This window comes from Neorhizobium huautlense (assembly GCF_030811685.1).
GTDB classification, from domain to species: domain Bacteria; phylum Pseudomonadota; class Alphaproteobacteria; order Rhizobiales; family Rhizobiaceae; genus Neorhizobium; species Neorhizobium huautlense_A.
Window position 1 is genome coordinate 1 of record NZ_JAUSRF010000025.1, and the last position, 22,069, is coordinate 22,069.

Here is a 22,069-nt window from a genome sequence, read left to right on the forward strand (position 1 = left end):
CGAGAGCCGTCTGTTCGGGAGCAGGTTTCTTCAACATGACCCAGTGAATCACAAAACCCCTGGACCAGCCAGGGGTTTGTCAGCAGTCTGACGCCGCCTCACGGAGGCGTTGATTGAAACTACGGGATGGGCCAGTCGAATAATGAACTCCGCCGGTCGCCTCCCCACGGAGGCATGGATTGAAACAAAACCCTCCTGCAGATCGTTGTGCCGATCGCGGTCGCCTCCTTGAGGAGACGTGGATCGAAACGGCGGCCTGGGTGCCGTGGTCGGCGAGCTTGTGTGGTCGCTTCCTCGCGGAGGTTTGGATTGAAACGTGCGGGACGTGTTCATCGCAGCTCTGTGAGGATGTCGCCTCCTTGAGGAGGCGTGGATTGAAACCGGTGTGCCGTCCGTGTGGAGGGTGGTGAGGGGCGCGCCTCCTCGAGGAGGCGTGGATCGAAACTACGATCTGGTGGTACAGGTCGCGATCGTGCGGCCGTCAACTCTTCGCGGCAGCATGTGTCGAACTGAAGCATGCTGCCGCGATCATGGTTTAAACGGATTACGGCGTGGATTTCTGATTTGCCCGTGGCTTTGAGACGGTTGAGCTTTTAATGGAAACCCGTGAAAGCACAGGAGCGTCGATGCCGAAAACCCGAAAGCGCCAGTCTCAGGCCGGACTGCGCCTCAAGAAAGAGTTTCCGGACATCCATGCCGAGCTTGTCGCAGGGCGTATTCCCTCGCTGAAAAAGGCTTTGGTCAAGGCCGGGATTGCCACCAAGCCGACGCCGGCGGAAAAGCTGCTGAAGGCGTGGGGCAAGGCGAATGCCGAGGAACGCGGTCGGTTTCTGGCGCAGATCGGCGCCAGCCGTAGCGTTCCGGCGGAAACGGCTGCATCCGCCGCGGTGGAAACAATTCTGATCGCCAATGGCCGTTATCTGCTGCCGCAGACCGTGAGGCGGATCGAAGCCATCATGAAACGCCGAAACCTCTCACCGATCCAGGTGATGAAGGAAGCCGGCTTTCCGTCCGAGGGGCGGTCACTGATACGCGCGCTTGCCAAAAATGCCAGCCTGAGACTGGTTGTCGTTGCAGCGCTCGATGATTGGCTTCGCAAGCAAGGCTGAGACCGGTCAGGCCGCCGCGACTGGCAGCCGATCCGTCAGGGATCTTATGGCGTCGATGCCGACATTGGCAAAGGCGGCACGAACAAAGGCCTGCTGGTTATCGCCAAAACATGTGCCGGGCAGCATGAGAATGCCATGCTCGGCGGCCATCCAGCGGGTCACATCCATCGCATCGCGATCAGGGAATGGATGCCGCAGATAGGCGAAATAGGCACCGATCGAGACGATCGACCAGCCATCCCGTCCTTCGATGACCGTCTGAAATGCCTGCCGCCGTTCGTCGATAATTGTGGTGTTGTTCCGTCGCCATTCGGTGAGCGTCGGCAAGGCCTCGGCGACCGCGTGTTGTGCCGGGCGCGGGGCGCAGATCTGCAGGTTGTCCATCACCTTTTGCAATTGCGCCATCGCCCTGCCTCCGCAGACGATCGCGCCGAGACGGTGGCCGGGAATGCAGAACACTTTTGAAAAGCTGTAGAGGTGGATGAAGCCGTCACGCCAGCCGGTTTTGGAAAACAGGGCGTGAGCCGGACCGGAACCGGCGGATAAGAAATCGCGATAGGTCTCGTCGGTTATGACAAAGATGCCGCGTGAATGGCAGAGGTCATAGAGCGCATCGAGAAACGCCGGCAGATAGACGGCGCCAGTCGGATTGTTGGGTGTCACCACGAACACGGCGCGTGTGCGTGAAGTCACGGCAGCTTCCACCGCCTCGATCGACGGCACGAAACCGGCCTGCGGATTGGCATCCACGACCTTTACGTCGACGCCCAGCATGCGCAGGGTCATTTCATGGTTGAAATAATAGGGGCGGATGAGAATGACCTCGTCACCCGGCCGGACCAGAGCCAATGCCACGGCAAAAAACGCCTGATTGCCGCCGGCAGTGATCTGTACATCCTCGACAGACACATTTGCCTGATAGGCGAGATTGAGATCGTCCGCAAAAGCGTTGCGTAGAACCGTCTCGCCCTGGATTTGGCCATAACCGCACAGATCGGCGCGGCTCGCCGTTTTTCCCAGCCAGCGCAACAGATCGGGATGGGGTGCATAACCGGGAACAGCCTGCGATAGATCGATGACCGGTCCTGCAGCACCACCATAGGATTTGAGGCTTGCCTGCACAGCCGGGATCGGTGGCGGCGCCAACTGTTCGACCCATGGATTGAAGGCAAGCGGTGCCGGCATGTCGTTCATGGTTTCCCCTTTTTGTTGGCCGCAATCCGGGCCTGCCGCGCGACAACCATCATCCGCCAGCTTTGCCAACTTGCAACGGCATCGGGAAAATTGAAAGCCTCAAGTCTCGCTGACATTTTTGAGGAGGACGGACTGATCGGTCAGGTATCGCGCAAAGATCGGCAGGCTGGCGCCGCCGATGGCACGCGCCTGTGAACCGACCTTGCCCTCTATGATATCGGGAATGACGACGCCGCGCAGGTCGAGCCTCGCGACCGCTTCGAGCGTTGCGGTAACGATACGTTTCCTGACCCAGGCCGGAAAACCACCATCGATGACGGCGGCACCAAAATCGATGATCGAGGCGGCGGCCACGATGGCCTGCGCCAGAGCCGCCGCCGTTGCCTGGATCCACAGTTCCAGCGGCTCGCCGAAATCGACCCATTCATCGGCGGAATACCAGAGTGGCTGCGGATCGACGCCCCGCTCGCGCAGCATGTTTTCCAGAACGAAGATCGAGGCGATATCGAGAAGCTGGCGGTTCTCGCCGTTCTTTCCGCGCACCGGCAGTGGGCCGACGGCGCCGGCCGTGCCGGTACGGCCGGAAAAGATGCTGGAATTCAGCACGATACCACCACCGATGAAGGAGCCGATGAAAAGATAGATGAAATCCGGATAGGTGGGGCCGACGCCAAACACCAGTTCGGCACCGCAGGCGCTTGTCGCATCGTTCTGCAGATAGACCGGATGCGCAACTCGGGCCGCCACTTCGGCCTGCAGATCGACGCCGTGCCAGACTTCCATGGCGCCGGACGGTGCACCAATTTCATCGGCCCAGTTCCACAGTTCGAAGGGGGCGGCAATGCCGATGCCGGCAATGCGTGCCTGTTCTTCTGCGCTTATCTGTTTTTCGATATCGGCAAGGCCGTTCGTGATGATCCGCAGAATTTGCTGGGGCAGCGGATAGGCATAGGTCTCGTGATAACGCTTGCGGACGTTGCCGACAAAATCCATCAGCACGAGGTCGGCGCTGCGACGGCCGATTTTTACACCGAAGGACAGGACCGCATCGGGATTGAGCCGCATCGGTACCGATGGCTGGCCGACACGACCGCGCAAGGGTTCGCCGCGCAAAAGCAGCCCGTCCTTTTCCAGCGCGCGCATGATGACCGAGGCCGTCTGCGCCGACAGGCCGCTGAGCCGGGTAATATCCGCCTTCGACAAGGCACCATGCAGTCGCACCAGCGACAGGACAAGCCGCTCGTTATAGGCGCGCACCCGCGTCTGGTTGGAGCCGCCGGAAAAACCGGCGGAAGCAGCAGGCCCGGCAAGCGGGCCATCGGTGATCGACATCCAGCACCTCCCTTGCCTTCGCTCTCTCACGCCGGACACAGCATAACAAGATGGAATAAATAATTCAATCGGAATTAATTATTGACAGGCGGTTTTGTTTTGCGATTATGCAAATCGCGAGGATGCAGGGATGTCTGGAGGAGGCGTCTGATCTCGATGGGGCTCAATCCGGCCTGCATTCACATCGAACCCGTCCGCGGCTTGCGGACTTTGTCTCTGGGAGGAGATCATGAAAAAATCCGTATTGTCCCTGTCGTTCGGGGCACTGGCGCTTGGCGTCGTATTTGCGGCACCGGCACAGGCTGCCGATGTGTCCGCCTGCCTGATCACCAAGACCGATACCAACCCCTTCTTCGTAAAAATGAAGGAAGGTGCTACCGCCAAGGCCAAGGAACTCGGCGTCACGCTGAAATCCTATGCCGGCAAGATCGATGGTGACTCAGAAAGCCAGGTGGCCGCGATCGAGACCTGCATCGCCGATGGCGCCAAGGGCATCCTGATCACCGCGTCCGACACCAAGGGTATTGTGCCGAACCTGAAGAAGGCCCGCGATGCCGGCCTGCTGGTCATCGCGCTGGACACGCCGTTGGAACCGATCGACGCCGCCGACATGACTTTTGCCACCGACAATCTGCTCGCCGGCAAGCTGATCGGCCAGTGGGCGAAGGATACGCTGGGCGATGCCGCCAAGGATGCCAAGGTGGCCTTCCTCGACCTCACGCCGTCGCAGCCTTCCGTCGACATTCTGCGTGACCAGGGTTTCATGATCGGTTTCGGTATTGATCCGAAGGATCCGAACAAGATCGGTGATGAGGACGACCCACGCATCGTCGGTCACGACATCACCAACGGCAATGAAGAAGGCGGCCGCACGGCGATGGAAAACCTTCTGCAGAAGGATCCGACCATCAACGTCGTTCACACGATCAATGAACCGGCTGCGGCCGGTGCCTATGAAGCGCTGAAATCGGTCGGCCGCGAAAAGGACGTGCTGATCGTGTCGGTCGATGGCGGTTGCCCGGGCGTCAAGAACGTCGCCGATGGCGCGATCGGTGCAACCTCGCAGCAATATCCGCTGCAGATGGCATCGCTCGGCATCGAGGCGATTAAGAAGTTTGCCGATACCGGCGAAAAGCCGAAGCCGACCGAAGGCAAGAACTTTTTCGATACCGGCGTGACGCTGGTCACCGACAAGCCCGTTCCGTCGATCAAGTCGATCGACACCAAGGAAGGCCTCAAAAAGTGCTGGGGCTGAGCCACTAGCCAATTCTTGCGGGCCGGTGACGCAAACATCATCGGCTCGCCACGGCAACTCGGTCTGAACCGGGAACACGACAAAGCGGGAGGATTTCATGAGCGAGCCAGTGGCAAGCACACCGCATAACGACTACGAAAAAGTGCTCAAGGACAGTTCGAAGGATGTCGCGTCCTTCGATCACGACAAGCCATCCGCCCTTCATAAATTCCGTCATTTCCTTCACTCCAACCCGTCGGCCGTATCGCTGATCGTGCTGGTGGTTTCGCTTTTCGTGTTCGGAATGACGCTTGGCGGCAAATTTTTCTCCGCCTTTTCACTGACGCTGATCCTGCAGCAGGTGGCGATCACCGGTATTGTCGGCGCCGCCCAGTCGCTGGTGATCATGACCGCCGGCATCGATCTCTCGGTCGGTGCCATCATGGTGCTGTCCTCGGTCGTGATGGGGCAGTTCAGCTTTCGTTACGGCCTGCCGCCGGAACTCGCCATTCTCTGCGGGTTCATCACCGGCGCGCTCTGTGGCTTCATCAATGGCGTACTGATCGCCAAGGTGAAACTGCCACCCTTCATCGTCACGCTCGGCATGTGGCAGATCGTTCTGGCCAGCAATTTTCTCTATTCGTCTAACGAAACCATCCGTGCGCAGGAAATCGAGGCCAATGCGCCGATCCTGCAATTTTTTGGAGAAACTTTCAGGGTTGGCGGTGCCGTCTTCACGTATGGTGTGATTGCCATGATCCTGCTGGTGGCCGTGCTCTGGTATGTACTCAACCACACGGCCTGGGGCCGCCACCTTTATGCTGTCGGTGATGATCCGGAAGCGGCAGACCTTTCCGGCGTCAACGTGCAGCGCATGCTGATTTCGGTCTACGTTCTTTCCGGCGTCATCTGCGCACTGGCCGGCTGGGCACTGATCGGCCGTATCGGTTCCGTTTCGCCGACAGCCGGCCAGTTCGCCAATATCGAATCGATCACTGCCGTGGTGATCGGCGGCATCTCGCTGTTCGGCGGCCGTGGCTCCATTCTCGGCATGATGTTCGGGGCATTGATCGTCGGCGTCTTTTCGCTCGGCCTGCGCCTGCTCGGCACCGACGTACAATGGACCTATCTCCTGATCGGCGTCCTCATCATCGTCGCCGTTGCTGCCGACCAATGGATCAGAAAGGCTTCACGCTGATGCCCCAGGAAAACATCGATACAAGAACCCCCATTCTCACCGGTCGCAACCTCGTCAAACGTTACGGTCGCGTCACCGCCATCGACAATGCCGATTTCGATCTCTATCCCGGCGAAATCCTCGCCGTGATCGGTGACAACGGCGCCGGAAAATCCTCGCTGATCAAGGCGATCTCAGGCGCCATCCGTCCCGACGAGGGCGAGATCCGCATGGATGGCGAACTCGTCCACTTCAACTCGCCGATCGAAGCACGCAAGGCTGGTATCGAAACCGTCTACCAGAACCTCGCGCTGTCGCCGGCCCTCTCTATCGCCGACAACATGTTTCTCGGCCGCGAGATCCGCAAACCGGGCTTCATGGGCAAAGTGCTGCGCAAGCTCGACCATGCCGCCATGGAAAAGATGGCGCGCGACAAGCTTTCCGAGCTGGGCCTGATGACCATCCAGAACATCAACCAGGCGGTGGAAACGCTGTCGGGTGGCCAGCGTCAGGGTGTTGCAGTAGCGCGCGCTGCGGCTTTCGGCTCAAAAGTCATCATTCTCGATGAGCCGACGGCTGCCCTCGGCGTCAAGGAAAGCCGGCGCGTGCTGGAACTGATCCTCGACGTGCGTTCGCGCGGTATTCCGATCGTGCTGATCTCCCACAATATGCCGCATGTGTTCGAAATTGCCGACCGCATCCATATCCATCGGTTGGGCAAACGGCTGACGGTCATCAATCCAAAAGATTATACGATGTCGGATGCCGTCGCCTTCATGACCGGCGCCAAGGCACCGGAGCCGATTGCCGCATGACACCAACCACCGAAGATCTCGCCCGCACGATCATCGACCGTGCGGGCGGTAAAAAACGCTTTCTCGTGGCGATCGCCGGCCCGCCAGGTGCCGGCAAGTCGACGCTGGCGGATGAACTGGCCACGGCCTTGCAGGCACAGGGCGAAAGCGCCGAAGTGCTGCCGATGGACGGTTTTCACATGGATGACGGCGTGCTGCGGGCAAAAGGTTTGTTGCCACGCAAAGGAGCGCCCGAAACTTTCGACGTGCGTGGGTTTCTCGATATCGTCCGCGCCGTGAAGGCGGCCGATCAGGAAGTGCTTGTCCCCGTCTTCGACCGATCACGCGAGATTGCCATTGCGGCAGCCCGCATCGTTGAACACTCCACCCGTTTCGTGCTGGTCGAAGGCAACTATCTTCTCCTCAACCGTGCACCATGGTCTGGGCTCGACGGACAGTTCGATTTTTCCGTCCTGATTTCCCCGCCGGTCGAACTCTTGGAGGCGCGGTTGATGCAGCGCTGGTTGGACCTCGGTTATACCGAGGCGGCGGCCCGCGCCAAAACCGAGGATAATGACCTTAAGAATGGTGCCCTCGTTCGCGAATACAGCCGTGTGGCCGATTACGTGCTGACGTCCTGATTTTTCGGGCTTCGAAAACACGATTGCCCTGCGCCCTTGATCAACATCAAGAAAATGCTGCGCGAAAAATGCCATCAGTCCAGTGGGAGGACGTGAGGCGGGGATTGCCCCGCAATGTCCAGAGGACACTGCAATGCCCACCAGATTGATCGATATTCTTACCTATTTCAAACAGGCGGTACCATTTCGCATCATTCCCGCGATCGTCACCACCGTCTTTCTTTTCACTCTTCTCGCCATACCCGCTCCATCGGATCTTGATGAAAACGGCTGGGTGATGCTGGCGATTTTTCTGACGACCATTCTCGCCATCATCCTGAAGGTGATGTCGATCGGCGTCATGGCCATCATGGCGATCGTCATCGTCTCGCTGGCGCAGGTGACCTCGCCCAGTTCGAAAGGTGCGGTAGCCGATGCGCTCAGCAGCTTCGCCAATCCGCTGATCTGGCTGATTGTCATTGCCGTACTGATCTCGCTCGGCCTCAAAAAGACCGGGCTGGGGCGCCGCATCGGGCTTTATTTTATCGCCCTTCTGGGAAAACGCACGCTTGGCATCGGTTATGGCCTGGTGTTCTGCGAGCTCGTTCTGGCGCCGTTCACGCCCAGCAACACGGCGCGCGGCGGTGGCATCATTCACCCGATCATGAAATCGATCGCCAATGCCTTCGATTCGGATCCCGCCAAGGGCACCCAAGGCCGCGTCGGCACCTATCTGGCGCTGGTGAACTATCACGCCAACCCGATCTCGTCGGCCATGTTCGTGACGGCGACCGCCCCCAACCCGCTGGTTCTGGAATATGTCGCCAAGGCAACCGGCGGCACGATCCACCTCACCTGGGTGACTTGGGCGCTCGCCATGTTTATCCCCGGCGTCATTGCCATGCTGGTTATGCCGCTGGTGCTTTATGTCCTTTCGCCGCCGGAACTGAAAAAGACTCCTGACGCCGTCACCTATGCCCGCAAGGAACTGGGTGACATGGGCCCGGTCTCGGCAAAGGAATGGGTGATGGTTGCCACTTTCGCCCTGCTGCTACTGCTCTGGGCAAACGTACCGGCCATGATCTTTGGCCCCGCCTTCACGCTCGATCCGACTGTCGTCGCGCTGATCGGCCTGTTCACGCTGCTGATCACCGGCACGATCGACTGGAACGATGTGCTGGGTGAAAAAAGCGCCTGGGATACGTTGGTCTGGTTCGGTGCATTGGTCATGATGGCCGACCAGTTGAACAAGCTGGGTGTCATCGGTTGGTTCTCGAACGGCATGAAGGACGCGATCACTGCCGCCGACCTCAGCTGGCAGCTGACTGCCGCCGTGCTGGTGCTGGTCTTCACCTTCGCGCATTACATGTTCGCCAGCACGACCGCGCATGTCAGTGCCATGATGCTCGCCTTCCTTACCGTCGGCGTCATGCTCATCCCGGCGGATTATCACGGCATCTTCATCCTAATGATGGCCGCCGGTTCGGGCATCATGATGACATTGACCCACTATGCCACCGGCACCTCGCCGATCATTTTTGGCAGCGGTTACGTGACCATGGGCAAATGGTGGGGCGTGGGTTTTGTGATGTGTGTGATCAACCTCACCATCTTTGCCGTCATCGGCGGCATCTGGTGGAAGGTGCTGGGTTACTGGTAAGCGTCTGAGCGCTTATGAAAAAATGGGGCGACTGCGAAAACCGTAGTCGCCCCGTTTTCATGTCCGGTATCGCTTTCGCAAAATTTCCGCCCTTGTGCATCGCAAGCGACGCGCTTTCACGGCTGGCTTCCAACCTCGACGATAAACGACCTGAAACCTGCCATGTCCGAAATCTTGTGCGCTGACTGGCCGACACTGCCGGCATTCAGCAAGCCGTTATCGAGGATCGGATTCCTGACCGGTTTGGCCTCGTTGCCGGACAGTGACGGCACGAGCGCGTCGGTATCAAGAGCTAGAGCACGTCGCAGCTAATCTGCACCATTCTGTTGGCTTAGACGGAGTCGGATATTCGCTCGGCCGGCGCGCGTCGTAGCCAAAGCATACGGCCAAGCCGGCCGAGCGAATAGGCGGCCCGTATCAGCCAACCCCGAAGGGGCCGGGCATCTTTCCGCCAGGATCAGAGGCGATCGGCTCGAACGTACCTGAAGGTATGCCCTTCGCCAATCGCCTCTGCCCTGACGAAAACCTGCTCCGGCAGAATGGCGCAGATTGGCTGCGACGTGCTCTAAGATGCCGGTGTCGGGATCTTCGCATTGACGAACACGTCATACCGCGTGCTTTTGCCCACGATCTGGTGTGATGGCTTGCGAATTCCAGTCATCGGCTCGCCACGCAAGGGCCATTTCAGGACGACGCGATATTGCGCGCTTTCGAGAGCAATCTGCATCAGCCTGGCCGAGTCGGGATCGGTACCGACGATGTCGCGGATCAATCGCATTTCCTTCTTTACCAAAGCCGTCTTGTCACGTGGCGGATGCATGGGATCGATCAGAACGACCTGCGGCGCCAGTTGTGGCAGCAGATCGCAGGAATCGCCTTTGATCAGCGTCATTCGGGAAACGGTCTCGGCATACCGCCCGCCTTCCAACCGCGCCCGCTCCAACCCTTCGGCGAGACGCGCATGCATGTCTGGAGAACGTTCGATCAGAGTGACGCGTGCGCCAAGTGAGGCGAGGAAAAAGGCGTCACGACCGAGCCCGGCCGTCGCATCGACGACATCGGGCGTGATGCCGCTGGCAAGACCGGCGGCTTTCGCCAATGGTTGCCCGCGCCCTTCGCCGGACCGAAATCGGTGCCCGACCGAACCGCCCACGAAATCAACGATCAGCGGTGATTTTTCGATATCCTGCGCCATCAGCCGACCTCAGAAAGGAACCGGGGATGTGAAGGTCACATCGGAACTGTCGGGACGGCGAAAGGTCAATTGCTCGGCATGCAACAACAGGCGGCTCGCTGCGGACAGTGCCTCGCCATCGGCATAAAACTCGTCGCCAAGGATGACATGGCCCAGCGCCTTCATGTGCACGCGCAATTGATGTGTCCGTCCGGTCAGGGGAAACAGACGAACACGCGTCGTATTTACACGGCGTTCAATGACCTGCCAGCGTGTCTGCGCCGATTTGCCCTGTTCGAAGTCGACATGGTGTCTGGGCTTGTTATCAGGATCGATCGCCAAAGGCAGGTCGATCAACCCTTCTTCACCCTCAATTCGCCCCCAGACCTCTGCCACATATGATTTTTGCGTCGTGCGCGCCTCGAACTGGGTTGCAACAAAGGCATGCGCCTTGCGATTGTGCGACATCAGCACGATGCCTGACGTATCCTTATCCAGTCTATGCACGATCAATGCCCTTGGAAACTGCTTTTGCACCCGCGTCAGCAGGCTGTCTGTGAGGGCGGGATGTCGGCCGGGAACCGATAACAGGCCACTCGGCTTGTCGAAAACAAGAAACTCCGCGTCCTGATGCAGGAGCGAAAGATAAGGATCCATCGGAGGATGATAGACGGGGGCAATATCGGAGAACGCGTTCATGGCAACCTTTTATCACATATCGGCGCGAACCATAAGCGTGCCGTGAGATACCGGACGGTTCGCACCGGCCCCAGCCTATTGAAATCGTGAAAAAATCCGAAATTACAGGCCCGATTGACGACGATGTGCTTCTTCTGGGCGCATTCGCGCCAACAATCCGCCTTGCGTCGTCTTTACAAGCGTTTATCAAGAGGCAGTCGCCTCCCTCGCGGAGGCGTGGATTGAAACCTTGCGCCTGCGCACCAGGCCGGCCAGCTTTTTGGTCGCCTCCCTCGCGGAGGCGTGGATTGAAACGATCACCACGCCGGCCATGCGCTCGTGGATGTCCTGTCGCCTCCCTCGCGGAGGCGTGGATTGAAACAAGCGGTGCAGGCTGTGGGGCATGTGGGCTTGGGTCGCCTCCCTCGCGGAGGCGTGGATTGAAACCGCGCGGAGCGGTGTCAGCAACGCGGTCGCCTCAGTCGCCTCCCTCGCGGAGGCGTGGATTGAAACGATGCGATCGAGGTAAAAGCGTCGCTTGTTTTCGTCGCCTCCCTCGCGGAGGCGTGGATTGAAACGCAAAAAGGACGTCGGACACGATCTGCAGATGGGTCGCCTCCCTCGCGGAGGCGTGGATTGAAACATGGCCTGCCCGAAAGGCTGCGTGATCTCGCCCAGTCGCCTCCCTCGCGGAGGCGTGGATTGAAACAGAAGCAGGGATTCCGTTGACGACGGCTCTGCCAAGTCGCCTCCCTCGCGGAGGCGTGGATTGAAACTCGTTCCTCGCTGTAGAGCCGCCGCGGTCAAAGGGTCGCCTCCCTCGCGGAGGCGTGGATTGAAACCAGCTCGGGCACGAATGTCCGAGACAGAAGCGGATCGTCGCCTCCCTCGCGGAGGCGTGGATTGAAACGAGCTTCTACCGGCTTGGGAACAATGACGAGCTTTGGTCGCCTCCCTCGCGGAGGCGTGGATTGAAACCGCCTTGCTGTGCCCCAAGTCCATTGACCTGTTGTCGCCTCCCTCGCGGAGGCGTGGATTGAAACGCCGAGGGAGGATGGGTCGATCTGCCGGACGGCGTCGCCTCCCTCGCGGAGGCGTGGATTGAAACGTCGCCGGCCCTGATGGCAAGCCCCTGACAGTCGTCGCCTCCCTCGCGGAGGCGTGGATTGAAACTGTTATGCGCTTGATGTACTTGCGCCGGACAAAGGTCGCCTCCCTCGCGGAGGCGTGGATTGAAACAAATTCAAGCCGCTGGACGAGATCACGATGACGGGTCGCCTCCCTCGCGGAGGCGTGGATTGAAACCGTGCCGATGAGCGGCGGGTCGACCTACTTTTCACGTCGCCTCCCTCGCGGAGGCGTGGATTGAAACACATAGGCGTCTTTGTAATCCGTTGGGCGACCACGTCGCCTCCCTCGCGGAGGCGTGGATTGAAACCCGACTGTCTGGCCGGCGATGTAGTCGAGCGAGCGTCGCCTCCCTCGCGGAGGCGTGGATTGAAACATCATGCAGGAACAGGAACCGCCGTTCGAGATATGTCGCCTCCATCGCGGAGGCGTGGATTGAAACCATGGCAATGCCGAACTTGTACGCCAGGCGGCCGGTCGCCTCCATCGCGGAGGCGTGGATTGAAACATCACGATCGAGGACGAAACTGGGTCGGCCAATAGTCGCCTTCCTCGCGGAAGTGTGGGTGGATGCGAGCGCCGACGCCACGTAACCCCAGTCACGGCGTGTCGTTGTGGCACTCCGCGGTTTTTGTTGTTGTAAACTGGCTTCGTGAAAAAACAGCGTTAACGATCAATTAATAAATTGGTTACTAAAACGCTAATATTGCCTGCGCAGCAGGTGCGAATCAGTTTTGATACGTGCTGCGTGGATCCAGACTTTTTTGAGTGCGGCTGCTTCATGAAATCGATTGCGACGACAGTTCTGTTGATGGCCGCCTTGTCGGGGTGCAGTTCCACCACCGGTGTCACCCGTTTCCAGCCGACACGTGCCGTTTCCGCAACCGAGGCGCTTGTTTTTCCGCCACCGGGTGGCCCGGCGATTGTCGGCGTGATTGAGCGGCGCTATCGAAACGGTATCGAGCAGGATATCGCCCTGCGCACGCAATCCTCCGTCCCCGGCCAGAATTCCATCAAGGTGAAATTTGTCGGCCCCGGCATGGAAGGGGCAAATACCGACAAAACGCTGTCTTCTGCCCGTTTGACGGATTCGGCGATCACCCGCGAAATGCGCAGCGCCGTGCCTGGCCTCGCCATGGCGCGCACACCAAGTTATCTGCAGAACAATTACGGACCGTTCAGTTATGCTGTAGGCCGCAGCCGCAGCGGTGATACCTGCGTCTATGGCTGGCAGCAGATCCGCTCCTCGACCAATGCACGCAACACGCTCCACAATCTCGGCGTCATCCAGATGCGCCTGCGTCTTTGCGATGCGGATCTTTCCGAGCAGGCGCTGCTTGCCACCATGTATGGATACACGATCAACGGCTCCTTCACCGGCTGGCAGTGGAACCCTTACGGTCGCGAGGATCGTGTCGATCCGAGCCTCGGCCGGCCGGGGCATCCGGTTTATCCGGCGGCCGCAGCCGTCGAACATTATGCGCCGCCGCTCGGTTATGAACCTCGGCCGGCAGTGCGTCGTGTGTCAGTAGCACCGGCGCGGCCGCGTGCGACGACTACAAGGCCGCAGACAACCAATGTGGCACCGGCAGTCTCGACTGCGCCGACCGGTCCGCTCGTGCCGCTGCCGCCAACGGCTTCGTCTGCGGCGGGAACGGCACCGGCAACCGGGCAGGTAACCGGGTGGCCAGCCGCGCAAAACCAGAATTCGATACGGGTGCCGACCCCGGATTGTGTCGGCGGCAGCGGCGCCTGCCCATGATGAACCCGATGACGGAGACGGATCGGATCGATGATGCGCCAGACCGGTGCGGGGAGTCCTGAAATGCCCATTCACAAGATCCGCAGCGTTATCGTCTGGATCATTGTCGTTACTGCCGTCATTGCCCTCATCACGCTTCCGGTCAATCTCCAGACGCAGCTGATCGCCAGCATCTGCGCGCTTGCCGTCATGGCCATCATCAAAATCCTGAAGGGGGAGGGCACCTGGCGGCTGATCGCGCTCGCGTTCGGCACGGCCATCGTGCTGCGCTACGTCTACTGGCGCACGACCAGCACGCTGCCGCCGGTCAACCAGCTGGAAAACTTCATTCCCGGTTTCCTGCTTTATCTGGCGGAAATGTACAACGTGATGATGCTGGGCCTCAGCCTTTTCGTCGTCGCGACACCCTTGCCGCCGCGCCCCTCGCGCGCCGCAAAGCTAGAACATTTTCCGCATGTGGACGTGTTCGTGCCATCCTACAACGAAGATGCGACGCTGCTCGCCAACACGCTGGCGGCGGCCTCAAGCATGGATTACCCGGCAGACAAGCTGCATATCTGGCTGCTCGACGATGGTGGCACGGTGCAGAAGCGCAATTCGCCAAAACTTCTGGAGGCCCAGGAGGCGATGGCGCGCCACAAGGAGCTGAAACAGCTCTGCGAGGATCTCGGCGTCAACTATCTCACGCGCGAGCGCAACGAACATGCCAAGGCCGGCAATCTCAACAACGGCATGCAGCATTCCAGCGGTGAACTGATCGCCGTTTTCGATGCCGATCACGCGCCCGCCCGCGATTTTCTGAAGGAAACGGTCGGTTATTTCGAGGAGGACGAAAAACTCTTCCTCGTGCAGACGCCGCATTTCTTCATCAATCCGGATCCGCTGGAGCGAAACCTCAGCACGTTCGACAAGATGCCGAGCGAGAACGAGATGTTTTACGGCATCATCCAGCGCGGCCTCGACAAATGGAATGCCGCCTTCTTCTGTGGTTCGGCAGCGCTCCTCAGCCGCCGTGCGCTCGAAACCACCAACGGGTTCAGCGGCATCAGCATTACGGAAGATTGCGAAACGGCGCTCGAGCTGCACAGCACCGGCTGGCACAGCATCTATGTCGACAAGCCGCTGATCGCCGGTCTGCAGCCGGCCACCTTTGCCAGCTTCATCGGCCAGCGCTCGCGCTGGGCGCAGGGCATGATGCAGATCCTGCGCTTCCGTTTCCCGCCGTTGAAGCGCGGCCTGTCGATGGCGCAGCGTTTTTGCTACATGTCGTCCACGTTGTTCTGGATGTTCCCGTTCCCGCGCACGATCTTCCTGTTCGCGCCGCTGTTCTATCTGTTCTTCGATCTCGAAATCTTCACGGCCTCCGGCGGCGAGTTCCTCGCCTATACGCTGGCCTACATGTTCGTGAACCTGATGATGCAGAACTATCTCTACGGATCGTTCCGCTGGCCATGGATTTCCGAACTCTACGAATATGTGCAGACCGTACACCTTCTGCCGGCGGTCGTGTCGGTCATGGTCAATCCGCGCAAACCGACATTCAAGGTCACGGCCAAGGACGAATCGATCGCCACAAGCAGGCTGTCGGAAATCAGTCGCCCCTTTTTCGTCATCTTCGCGGTTCAGGTCATTGCTCTCATCATCACCATCTACAAGATCTATGCCGAGCCTTATAAGGCCGACGTGACGTTGGTGGTCGGCGGCTGGAACCTCATCAACCTGCTGATGGCGGGTTGCGCGCTTGGGGTCGTTTCCGAGCGCGGTGAGCAGGCGGCTTCGCGTCGGGTGCGCATCAACCGGCGCTGCGAATTCCGGGTCGATGAGGAATGGTATGCCGCCTCGATCGAGGATGTGTCGGTTCATGGTGCGCGTATCAACGTCTTCAATCGGCGTGCCGCCGGCATGGTCAAGGGCGCCATCGGTGATATCCGTTTTCAGCCGCATAGCGGTGGCGAGATGGTCACCCTCTCCGTCGTGGTTCGCAATGCGCAGGCGGCCGGCGATATCACCACGGTCGGATGCCAGTATGTGCCGAAATCGGCGCAGGATCACCGCATGATCGCCGATCTCATCTTTGCCAATTCCTCGCAATGGTCGCAGTTCCAGGAATCGCGGCGCTACAATCCCGGGATCATTCGCGGCACGATCTGGTTCATCGGTCTGGCGCTTTACCAGACCAGCCGCGGGCTCGTGTATTTCTTCCGCAGCGGCCGCAGCGTTCAGAAGGAAGCGGCAGAGCAGGATGCAGCAGGAGCGAAAAGCTGATGCGCAAAACCTGCCTCGTAGCCACGCTTTCCTTGCTGACCGCCACCTGTGCTTTCGCCCAGTCTCCGGGCGCGCAATCTTCCGGCTTCGATATGTCCGGCGAGCGTCCGGCCGGCACGACGCAGCCTCCTGCGTCCGCCAATTCTGAACCGCGCCAGCAGCCTGCTCCGCCCGCCGGTTCAGCGGCTCCAGCCATGCCGCAACAGGCTCCGCCGATCACGCCGCAAATGCCGGCACAGGCTGCGCCCCAGCCACAGGTCACCCAGCCACCGGCCGCGCAGCCTGGACAGAAGGCGCCACCGAGCCGCGTTTCGCCGGCAGGCCAGCCGGCATCGCAGGGTTTCCGTCGTTACATCGTTCCCGCCTCGTCCATGGTTCTGGAAGGCGAGCATGATCGGCATTCGTGGTCAGTGTATGTAACACCGGAGCAGGCCGGCAGCCCGGCCCGCCTCAATCTCGGTTACCAGAATGCCGTCGTGGTGGCGCCGGAAGCGTCGCAGATTTCCATTCTCGTCAACAATCGCCTTATCGGCCAGCAGCAGGTGACGGCCTCGGAAAACCCCGCACAGGTCTCGTTTGCCGTGCCGCCGGGTCTTCTGCAGCAGGGCGTCAATGTTGTCACGATGCGCGCCGACCAGCGCCACCGCACCGATTGCTCGATCGAATCCACCTATGAACTGTGGTCGAACATCGATCCGGCCAACACCTATCTGGCTTTCAACGGTGCCCTTGCGACGCGTCTGTCGAGCACTGATGCCATTCGTGCCATCGGGGTGGACGAAACGGGGTCGACGACCTTCAACATGGTCGTGCCGTCGCTCGATCAGCCGGGAACGCTGAAACCGGTTCTGCGACTGACGCAGGGCCTGTCGATCCTCAGCGGCATGCCGAGCCAGAAATTCGAGTTCCAGACCGATCGCCTTACGCCTTCCGCCTCCGGCAAGCTGACCGTTCTGGTCGGCACGGCAGCGGAGCTGCAGCCGCTTTTCCCGGATCTGCCGCCGGCGGCAGCCAGCGCGCCGATCGCCACCTTTGTCGATGATCGCCGCACCGGCCAGCCGGTCTTCGTGGTCAGCGGTCCCAGTTGGCAGTCCATTGCCGCTGCGGTCGACAGCGTCGTGTCGCCGGTGGATCGTCCTCTCAGTGTTCAGCGCAGTGTCATTTCCACCCAGAGATGGTCGGCGCCGGATGCGCCCATGCTGTTTTCCAATGCCAATCTCAGCTTCTCACAGCTCGGCATGGAAACGCTGGAATTTTCCGGCCGACGTGTGCGTTCCGGCTTCAAGATCGGCGTGCCCGCTGATTTTTATGCGCAAGGGTATGGCGAAGCGACCATTCTCCTGGATGCCGCTTATTCGCAGGCCGTGCTGCCGGGCAGCCAGATCAATGTCTATGTCAACGGCAATATAGCTTCCACTGTGCCGATCGTGACGTCCGGCGGCGGCATTCTGCGGCATTTGCCGATCCGTGTGACGATGCGTCATTTCAAGCCGGGTGTGAACACGGTGGAAATGGAAACGGTTTTGCGCACGCAGGAGGATGATGTCTGCGCTCCGGGTGCTTCCGCCTCCACGACGCCGCGTTTCGCCCTGTTCGATACGTCCGAATTCCATATGCCGGATTTCGCCCGCATCGGTCAGCGCCCCGATCTGGCGAGCATGGCCGGTACCGGATACCCCTATAGCCGTGACGAGGACGCAACGCCGCTGTTCATGGATCGCGTCGATCGCGATACCCTGTCGGCCACGGCAACGCTTCTGTCTCGCATGGCGCTGGCTGCGGGCCGGCCATTGCTTATCGAACCGATCGCGTCTGCCAATGCGGCCGGCGATCGCGATGCCATTTTTGTCGGCTCGATCACGCAGATGCCGGTGCCGGTTCTGTCGCAGGTCAACATCGCCTCCACAAGCCAGTCGGCATGGCGGCCTACCGCCGGTGCCACGACCGAAAACGTCAATACCGGCGAAGTGTTCGACCAGTGGCGCGATCGTGTCAGCGGCGGCAACTGGAATGGCCAGATTTCTGCCTTTCAGGAATGGATGCAGCGCAATTTCGATATTTCCCTGCGCTCGTTCCGCCTGCTGCCGGGCAGCGAAGAACCCTTCGCACCCTCCAATGCCGCAACCTTCATGGTTGCTCAGGGCGTCAGTCCGGCCGGCAATGGCACGTGGACGGTGGCCACGGCACCGTCGGCCAGCGATCTGGCAGATGGTGCTCGGGTCATGTCCTCGCAGGATTTCTGGCCGCAGGTCACCGGCCGTGTCACCACCTATTCGTCGAGAACGGGTCGGGTCGATAATGTCGCGGTCGAAGGTTTTTCCTTTGTCCCGCCGACCGACAATTCCATCTGGAACTACCGCCTGATCGCCGCAAACTGGCTCTCCACCAACGTGCTTTATTTCGCAGCCGTGTTCGCTGCGGTCACATTCATGGTCGGCATTGCCACCGCCGCCCTGCTTTCCAATCTGGGGAGGCGGAAGTGATGTTTTTGCGTCCGTTCCTGACCTGTGCCGCCGTCTTCCTGTTTTTGTGCGGTGGTCTGCCGAACCCGGCCCATTCGGCGGGTGTACCGGCGGCGGAATGGGAAGCCTACAAGGCCAAATTCCTCGATGGCAGCGGCCGTATCATCGATAACGGCAATGGCAATATCAGCCATAGCGAAGGGCAGGGTTATGGGTTGATCCTTGCCTATCTCGCCAATGATCCCTCCGATTTTGAGCAAATCTGGTCTTTTACGCGCACGGAACTGCTGTTGCGTGACGATGGCTTGGCCGTGTGGAAATGGGATCCGAACGCCAAGCCGCATGTGATCGATACCAACAATGCCTCCGATGGCGATCTCCTGATTGCCTATGGCCTCGCGCTCGGCGGAGCCGCGTGGAACCGGGCGGATTATACGGCGGCGGCGCGAAACATTGCCCGCAGTCTTCTGAAAAGTGCCGTCGTCGATCATGCTGGCCGGACCGTGCTTTTGCCGGGTCTTGAGGGGTTTGGTGCCGATGATCGCCAGGATGGCCCGGTCATCAACCCGTCCTACTGGGTTTATGAAGCGCTGCCGATCATGAACATGCTTGCCCCGTCCGATCGCTGGAAAAAACTTGCCGATGACGGTCAGGTGCTGTTGGGCGCCATGCGCTTCGGTCCCCGTCATCTGCCGGTGGATTGGGTCAGTATTGCGCGCCAGCCCAAGCCTGCCGAGGGCTTTGCACCGGAATATGGGTATAATGCGATCCGCATTCCGCTTTATCTCGCGCGTTTCGGCGTCACCGATCGGGCCTTGCTCACATGGCTTGCCAAAGCGACCACAGCATCGGCCGATGCGACCGGCATATTCGATGTCACCACCGGCGAAGTGAAGGAAACGCTTTCCGATCCCGGCTATCGCCTGGTTAACGATCTGGTTGCCTGTATGGTAGACGGTACAAAGCTGCCGGACGCGGTTCGCCGATTCGATCCCGTCCTTTATTATCCGTCCACGCTCCAGTTGCTGGGCCTGGCCTTTATTGCAGAGAAGCACCCGGAATGCCTATGAGAAAGGTTCTTGCAGCAACAGTGGCAATCATGGCCGTGGCGGCAGCCGTCTACGGCCTGAACGATGCCGATGCCTTGCGCGAACACTTTCCAGAGAGAGATGGTGTGCAGCAGTCTGCTCCCAAGCTGATGGCCATGGGACGCGTGCGCGGGCCGGATGGCCAGCCCGTCGATTATCCCGGCGTCGATGTTTATTCCGGTGCCACCGGATCGACCACCGAAGCGCCCCTGCAACTGTCACAGGCGGATACGGCTGCTCCTCTGACTCAGGCGCCAGCACAAGCCCCAGCCCAATCCCGGACCGCATCCGAAAATGCCGCGCCCGCTGCCGGTCAGGCGCCAAACCGGCCGCAGGTGGATGAAAGCGCGCTGCGTTATTTCGCGGCCAGAAACGATCAGGCACGGCTTCAGGCGGAAATTTCAAGGCTGCGGGCGCTTTATCCAGACTGGACGCCGCCGAACGATCCGCTGGCGGTGCCGCAGAATGGTGATCCGCAGCTGGAAAGCATGTGGCGTCTTTATGCCGACGGTCGCTTTGCCGAATTGCGCAAGGCGATCGCCGATCGTCGTGTCGCAGATGCGGCATGGCAGCCACCGGCGGACCTACTCGAACGCCTCGACGTCGCCGAAGCACGGGCCCGTCTCGTCAATGCATCCGATCTCAAGCAATACCAGACGGTCGTCGATATCGGCGCCCAGACACCGGCGCTGCTGACTTGCGCCGAGGTCGATGTCCTGTGGCGTATCGCCGAAGCCTTTGCCGAAACCGATCGGGAAGTCCGTGCGAAGGACGCCTATGGTTATGTTCTGAAGAGCTGCACCAATCCGCAGGAACGGCTGGCGACGGTGCAAAAAGCTTCCGCCGTGCTCGATTATGCCGGCATGCAGGATCTTCTGTCTTCCGAACACCGCAACGAAGACGGTTCCGGTGAATTCGACAGTTTGCGCGACGATCTTTCCCGCCGTTTCATGGCTGAAGCGAACGAGGATCCAAAGATGCGGATCGCGGATGCTTACATCACGCGCGTCGAAAAGCTTGCGGAAGATGGCTCTCTTGCCTCGGATGCGCTTTTGGTCGGCTGGTATCGCCTGCGCCGCGAAGACACGGGTGCTGCGGAAAAATGGTTCCGCATGGCACGCGAGCGCGAAGATTCCGCCTCCGCTTCCCAAGGTCTGGCGCTTTGCCTGATTGCGAAAAAGGCGCCGCAGGAAGCCGAAGACGTGATGTATCGCTGGCGCGACGATTCCACCGATGCCAAGGATACCTATATGGCCGCGACGGCCAATCTGCTGGCTGTCATGCCGCCGCCGGTTCTGCCCGAGCCGGTGTTGCAGCGCATTGCAGTCGAGGTCATCGAGGCAAAGGATGCCGCCTCGGCACAGCAATTCGGCTGGTATGCCCGCAATTTCAACCAGCCGCAGACGGCAGCCCGCTGGTTTGAAACAGCGCTTTCCTGGAAGCCGGATGATGAACCCTCTGCCTATGGTCTCGTCCTGTCGCGCAACCAGTTGAACGATCGCGCCGGTGTTGCCGCCGTTCAGAGCCAGTGGCAGGGGCGCTCGGTGCGTATCGCCAATCTCGGCGAAACCACGGAACAGACCCTGGCCGCCCAGCGGATCGCCCAAGGGAGTGCAGATCAGCAGGGCGCTCAGTTGCCGGCCCAGCAATATGCGGGCCAGCCTGCGGTGAATGCGAATGCCCAGCAGGTAATTGCCACACAGACCGCACCAATATTGCCGGCCTATGCCCCGGCACCCGTTCAGCAGACATCGACGGCACCAGTGCGGCGATCTGCACCTGTTGCCAGCGCGTCGCGGGGCGCGCGGACAGAGCGTGGCTGCACGACAACCATCGATCCCGAAGGCCTTGCGCCCGGTGCCGCCCTGTCTCGCGGCTGGTGCCTAATGGAATTGAACCGTCCCATGGAAGCGGCGGAAGCTTTTGGTGTCGCGCTCAAGCGCGGTTCCGGTCAGGTCCGTGAAGATGCCGCTTATGGTCAATCTCTTGCCTATCTGCGTGTCGGCCTGACGGACAATGCCGCCGTTTCCGCAACCCAGGCGCCGCTTGCCCGCAAAAGAGCATCGGAACTGCAGGTGGCGATCCTGTCGAACCGTGCGACCCTGGCATTCGATGCCGGCCGGTATCGCGATGCCCTTCTGTTCCTCGACCAACGTGCCCAGCTCGAAACCGAACGTGTGGACCTTATGGTCATGCGCGGTTACGCCTATCTCAACATGAAGCGATATGCCGATGCCATGCAGGTGTTCGAGGCCGCTTCGCAGAGCGGAAATCGTGATGCACTGCGTGGTCTTGCGGATGTGCGGGCGGCCCGCAACAACGATTACTGAGCCATTTTGATGTGAGCTTGTACGCCATTGCGATTGCGTGCTTCCCGCTCTGGTTTTGTGTT

15 protein-coding genes and 1 CRISPR repeat array are annotated in these 22,069 nt (G+C 60.1%); of the genes, 11 read left to right on the forward strand and 4 right to left on the reverse strand.

The annotated features are described in order from the left end of the window. Window positions 1-626 precede the first annotated feature (626 nt). The gene (locus J2T09_RS25195; RefSeq protein ID WP_306839833.1) at window positions 627-1,109 is read left to right on the forward strand and encodes a hypothetical protein; all 483 of its coding nucleotides are present in this window, start codon (window positions 627-629) and stop codon (window positions 1,107-1,109) included. A gap of 6 nt (window positions 1,110-1,115) precedes the next feature. Here the strand turns inward: J2T09_RS25195 and J2T09_RS25200 are convergent, their stop codons facing one another. Beyond that, a complete protein-coding gene (locus J2T09_RS25200; RefSeq protein ID WP_306839834.1) occupies window positions 1,116-2,303 on the reverse strand; it encodes an aminotransferase in 1,188 nt (395 codons plus the stop codon). Between the two features lie 99 nt (window positions 2,304-2,402). Beyond that, window positions 2,403-3,635, reverse strand: a complete 1,233-nt coding sequence (locus J2T09_RS25205) for an ROK family transcriptional regulator (RefSeq protein WP_306839835.1) — start codon at window positions 3,633-3,635, stop codon at window positions 2,403-2,405. A 229-nt stretch (window positions 3,636-3,864) separates the two neighbouring features. Between J2T09_RS25205 and J2T09_RS25210 the strand changes: the two genes are divergently transcribed. The 5 genes from J2T09_RS25210 (at window position 3,865) to J2T09_RS25230 (ending at window position 9,120) form a co-directional block, all read left to right on the forward strand. Next, entirely contained in the window at window positions 3,865-4,890 is a 1,026-nt protein-coding gene (locus J2T09_RS25210; RefSeq protein ID WP_306839836.1) for a sugar ABC transporter substrate-binding protein, read from the forward strand. 97 nt (window positions 4,891-4,987) lie between these two features. Beyond that, window positions 4,988-6,067, forward strand: a complete 1,080-nt coding sequence (locus J2T09_RS25215; protein ID WP_306839837.1) for an ABC transporter permease — start codon at window positions 4,988-4,990, stop codon at window positions 6,065-6,067. Beyond that, window positions 6,043-6,861 (forward strand): ATP-binding cassette domain-containing protein, encoded by an 819-nt coding sequence (locus J2T09_RS25220; RefSeq protein WP_306839838.1) that lies wholly within the window; start codon window positions 6,043-6,045, stop codon window positions 6,859-6,861. The genes J2T09_RS25215 and J2T09_RS25220 overlap by 25 nt, the downstream gene beginning before the upstream one ends. Continuing rightward, window positions 6,858-7,481 (forward strand): nucleoside triphosphate hydrolase, encoded by a 624-nt coding sequence (locus J2T09_RS25225; RefSeq protein WP_306839839.1) that lies wholly within the window; start codon window positions 6,858-6,860, stop codon window positions 7,479-7,481. Before J2T09_RS25220 ends, J2T09_RS25225 begins: the two co-directional genes overlap by 4 nt. A 133-nt stretch (window positions 7,482-7,614) precedes the next feature. Further along, window positions 7,615-9,120 (forward strand): DASS family sodium-coupled anion symporter, encoded by a 1,506-nt coding sequence (locus tag J2T09_RS25230; RefSeq protein ID WP_306839840.1) that lies wholly within the window; start codon window positions 7,615-7,617, stop codon window positions 9,118-9,120. A 565-nt stretch (window positions 9,121-9,685) separates the two neighbouring features. Here the strand turns inward: J2T09_RS25230 and J2T09_RS25235 are convergent. Both J2T09_RS25235 and J2T09_RS25240 read right to left on the reverse strand, forming a co-directional pair. After that, window positions 9,686-10,315 carry a class I SAM-dependent methyltransferase gene (locus J2T09_RS25235; protein WP_306839841.1) on the reverse strand — a complete coding sequence of 210 codons (630 nt, stop codon included), beginning with the start codon at window positions 10,313-10,315 and terminating at the stop codon, window positions 9,686-9,688. 9 nt (window positions 10,316-10,324) lie between these two features. Beyond that, window positions 10,325-10,993: a pseudouridine synthase gene (locus J2T09_RS25240; RefSeq protein WP_306839842.1), complete on the reverse strand. Its 669-nt coding sequence runs from the start codon at window positions 10,991-10,993 to the stop codon at window positions 10,325-10,327. A 196-nt stretch (window positions 10,994-11,189) separates the two neighbouring features. After that, a CRISPR array of direct repeats spans window positions 11,190-12,608; the repeat unit is 32 nt; unit sequence GTCGCCTCCCTCGCGGAGGCGTGGATTGAAAC. A gap of 273 nt (window positions 12,609-12,881) precedes the next feature. On the opposite strand from J2T09_RS25240, the gene bcsN reads away from it, so the two are divergent. From bcsN to J2T09_RS25265, 5 genes are all read left to right on the forward strand, one after another. Beyond that, window positions 12,882-13,862, forward strand: a complete 981-nt coding sequence (bcsN, locus tag J2T09_RS25245; protein WP_306839843.1) for a cellulose biosynthesis protein BcsN — start codon at window positions 12,882-12,884, stop codon at window positions 13,860-13,862. Window positions 13,863-13,925: 63 nt separating this feature from the next. Continuing rightward, complete coding sequence (bcsA, locus tag J2T09_RS25250) at window positions 13,926-16,127, forward strand: UDP-forming cellulose synthase catalytic subunit (RefSeq protein WP_373458642.1); 2,202 nt, start codon at window positions 13,926-13,928, stop codon at window positions 16,125-16,127. Next, the gene (locus J2T09_RS25255) at window positions 16,127-18,610 is read left to right on the forward strand and encodes a cellulose biosynthesis cyclic di-GMP-binding regulatory protein BcsB (RefSeq protein ID WP_306839844.1); all 2,484 of its coding nucleotides are present in this window, start codon (window positions 16,127-16,129) and stop codon (window positions 18,608-18,610) included. The genes bcsA and J2T09_RS25255 overlap by 1 nt, the downstream gene beginning before the upstream one ends. Continuing rightward, the gene (locus J2T09_RS25260; protein WP_306839845.1) at window positions 18,610-19,659 is read left to right on the forward strand and encodes a glycosyl hydrolase family 8; all 1,050 of its coding nucleotides are present in this window, start codon (window positions 18,610-18,612) and stop codon (window positions 19,657-19,659) included. Before J2T09_RS25255 ends, J2T09_RS25260 begins: the two co-directional genes overlap by 1 nt. Next, window positions 19,656-22,007, forward strand: coding sequence for a cellulose synthase (locus J2T09_RS25265; protein ID WP_306839846.1), 2,352 nt, complete (start codon window positions 19,656-19,658; stop codon window positions 22,005-22,007). Before J2T09_RS25260 ends, J2T09_RS25265 begins: the two co-directional genes overlap by 4 nt. The last annotated feature ends 62 nt before the right edge of the window (window positions 22,008-22,069 follow it).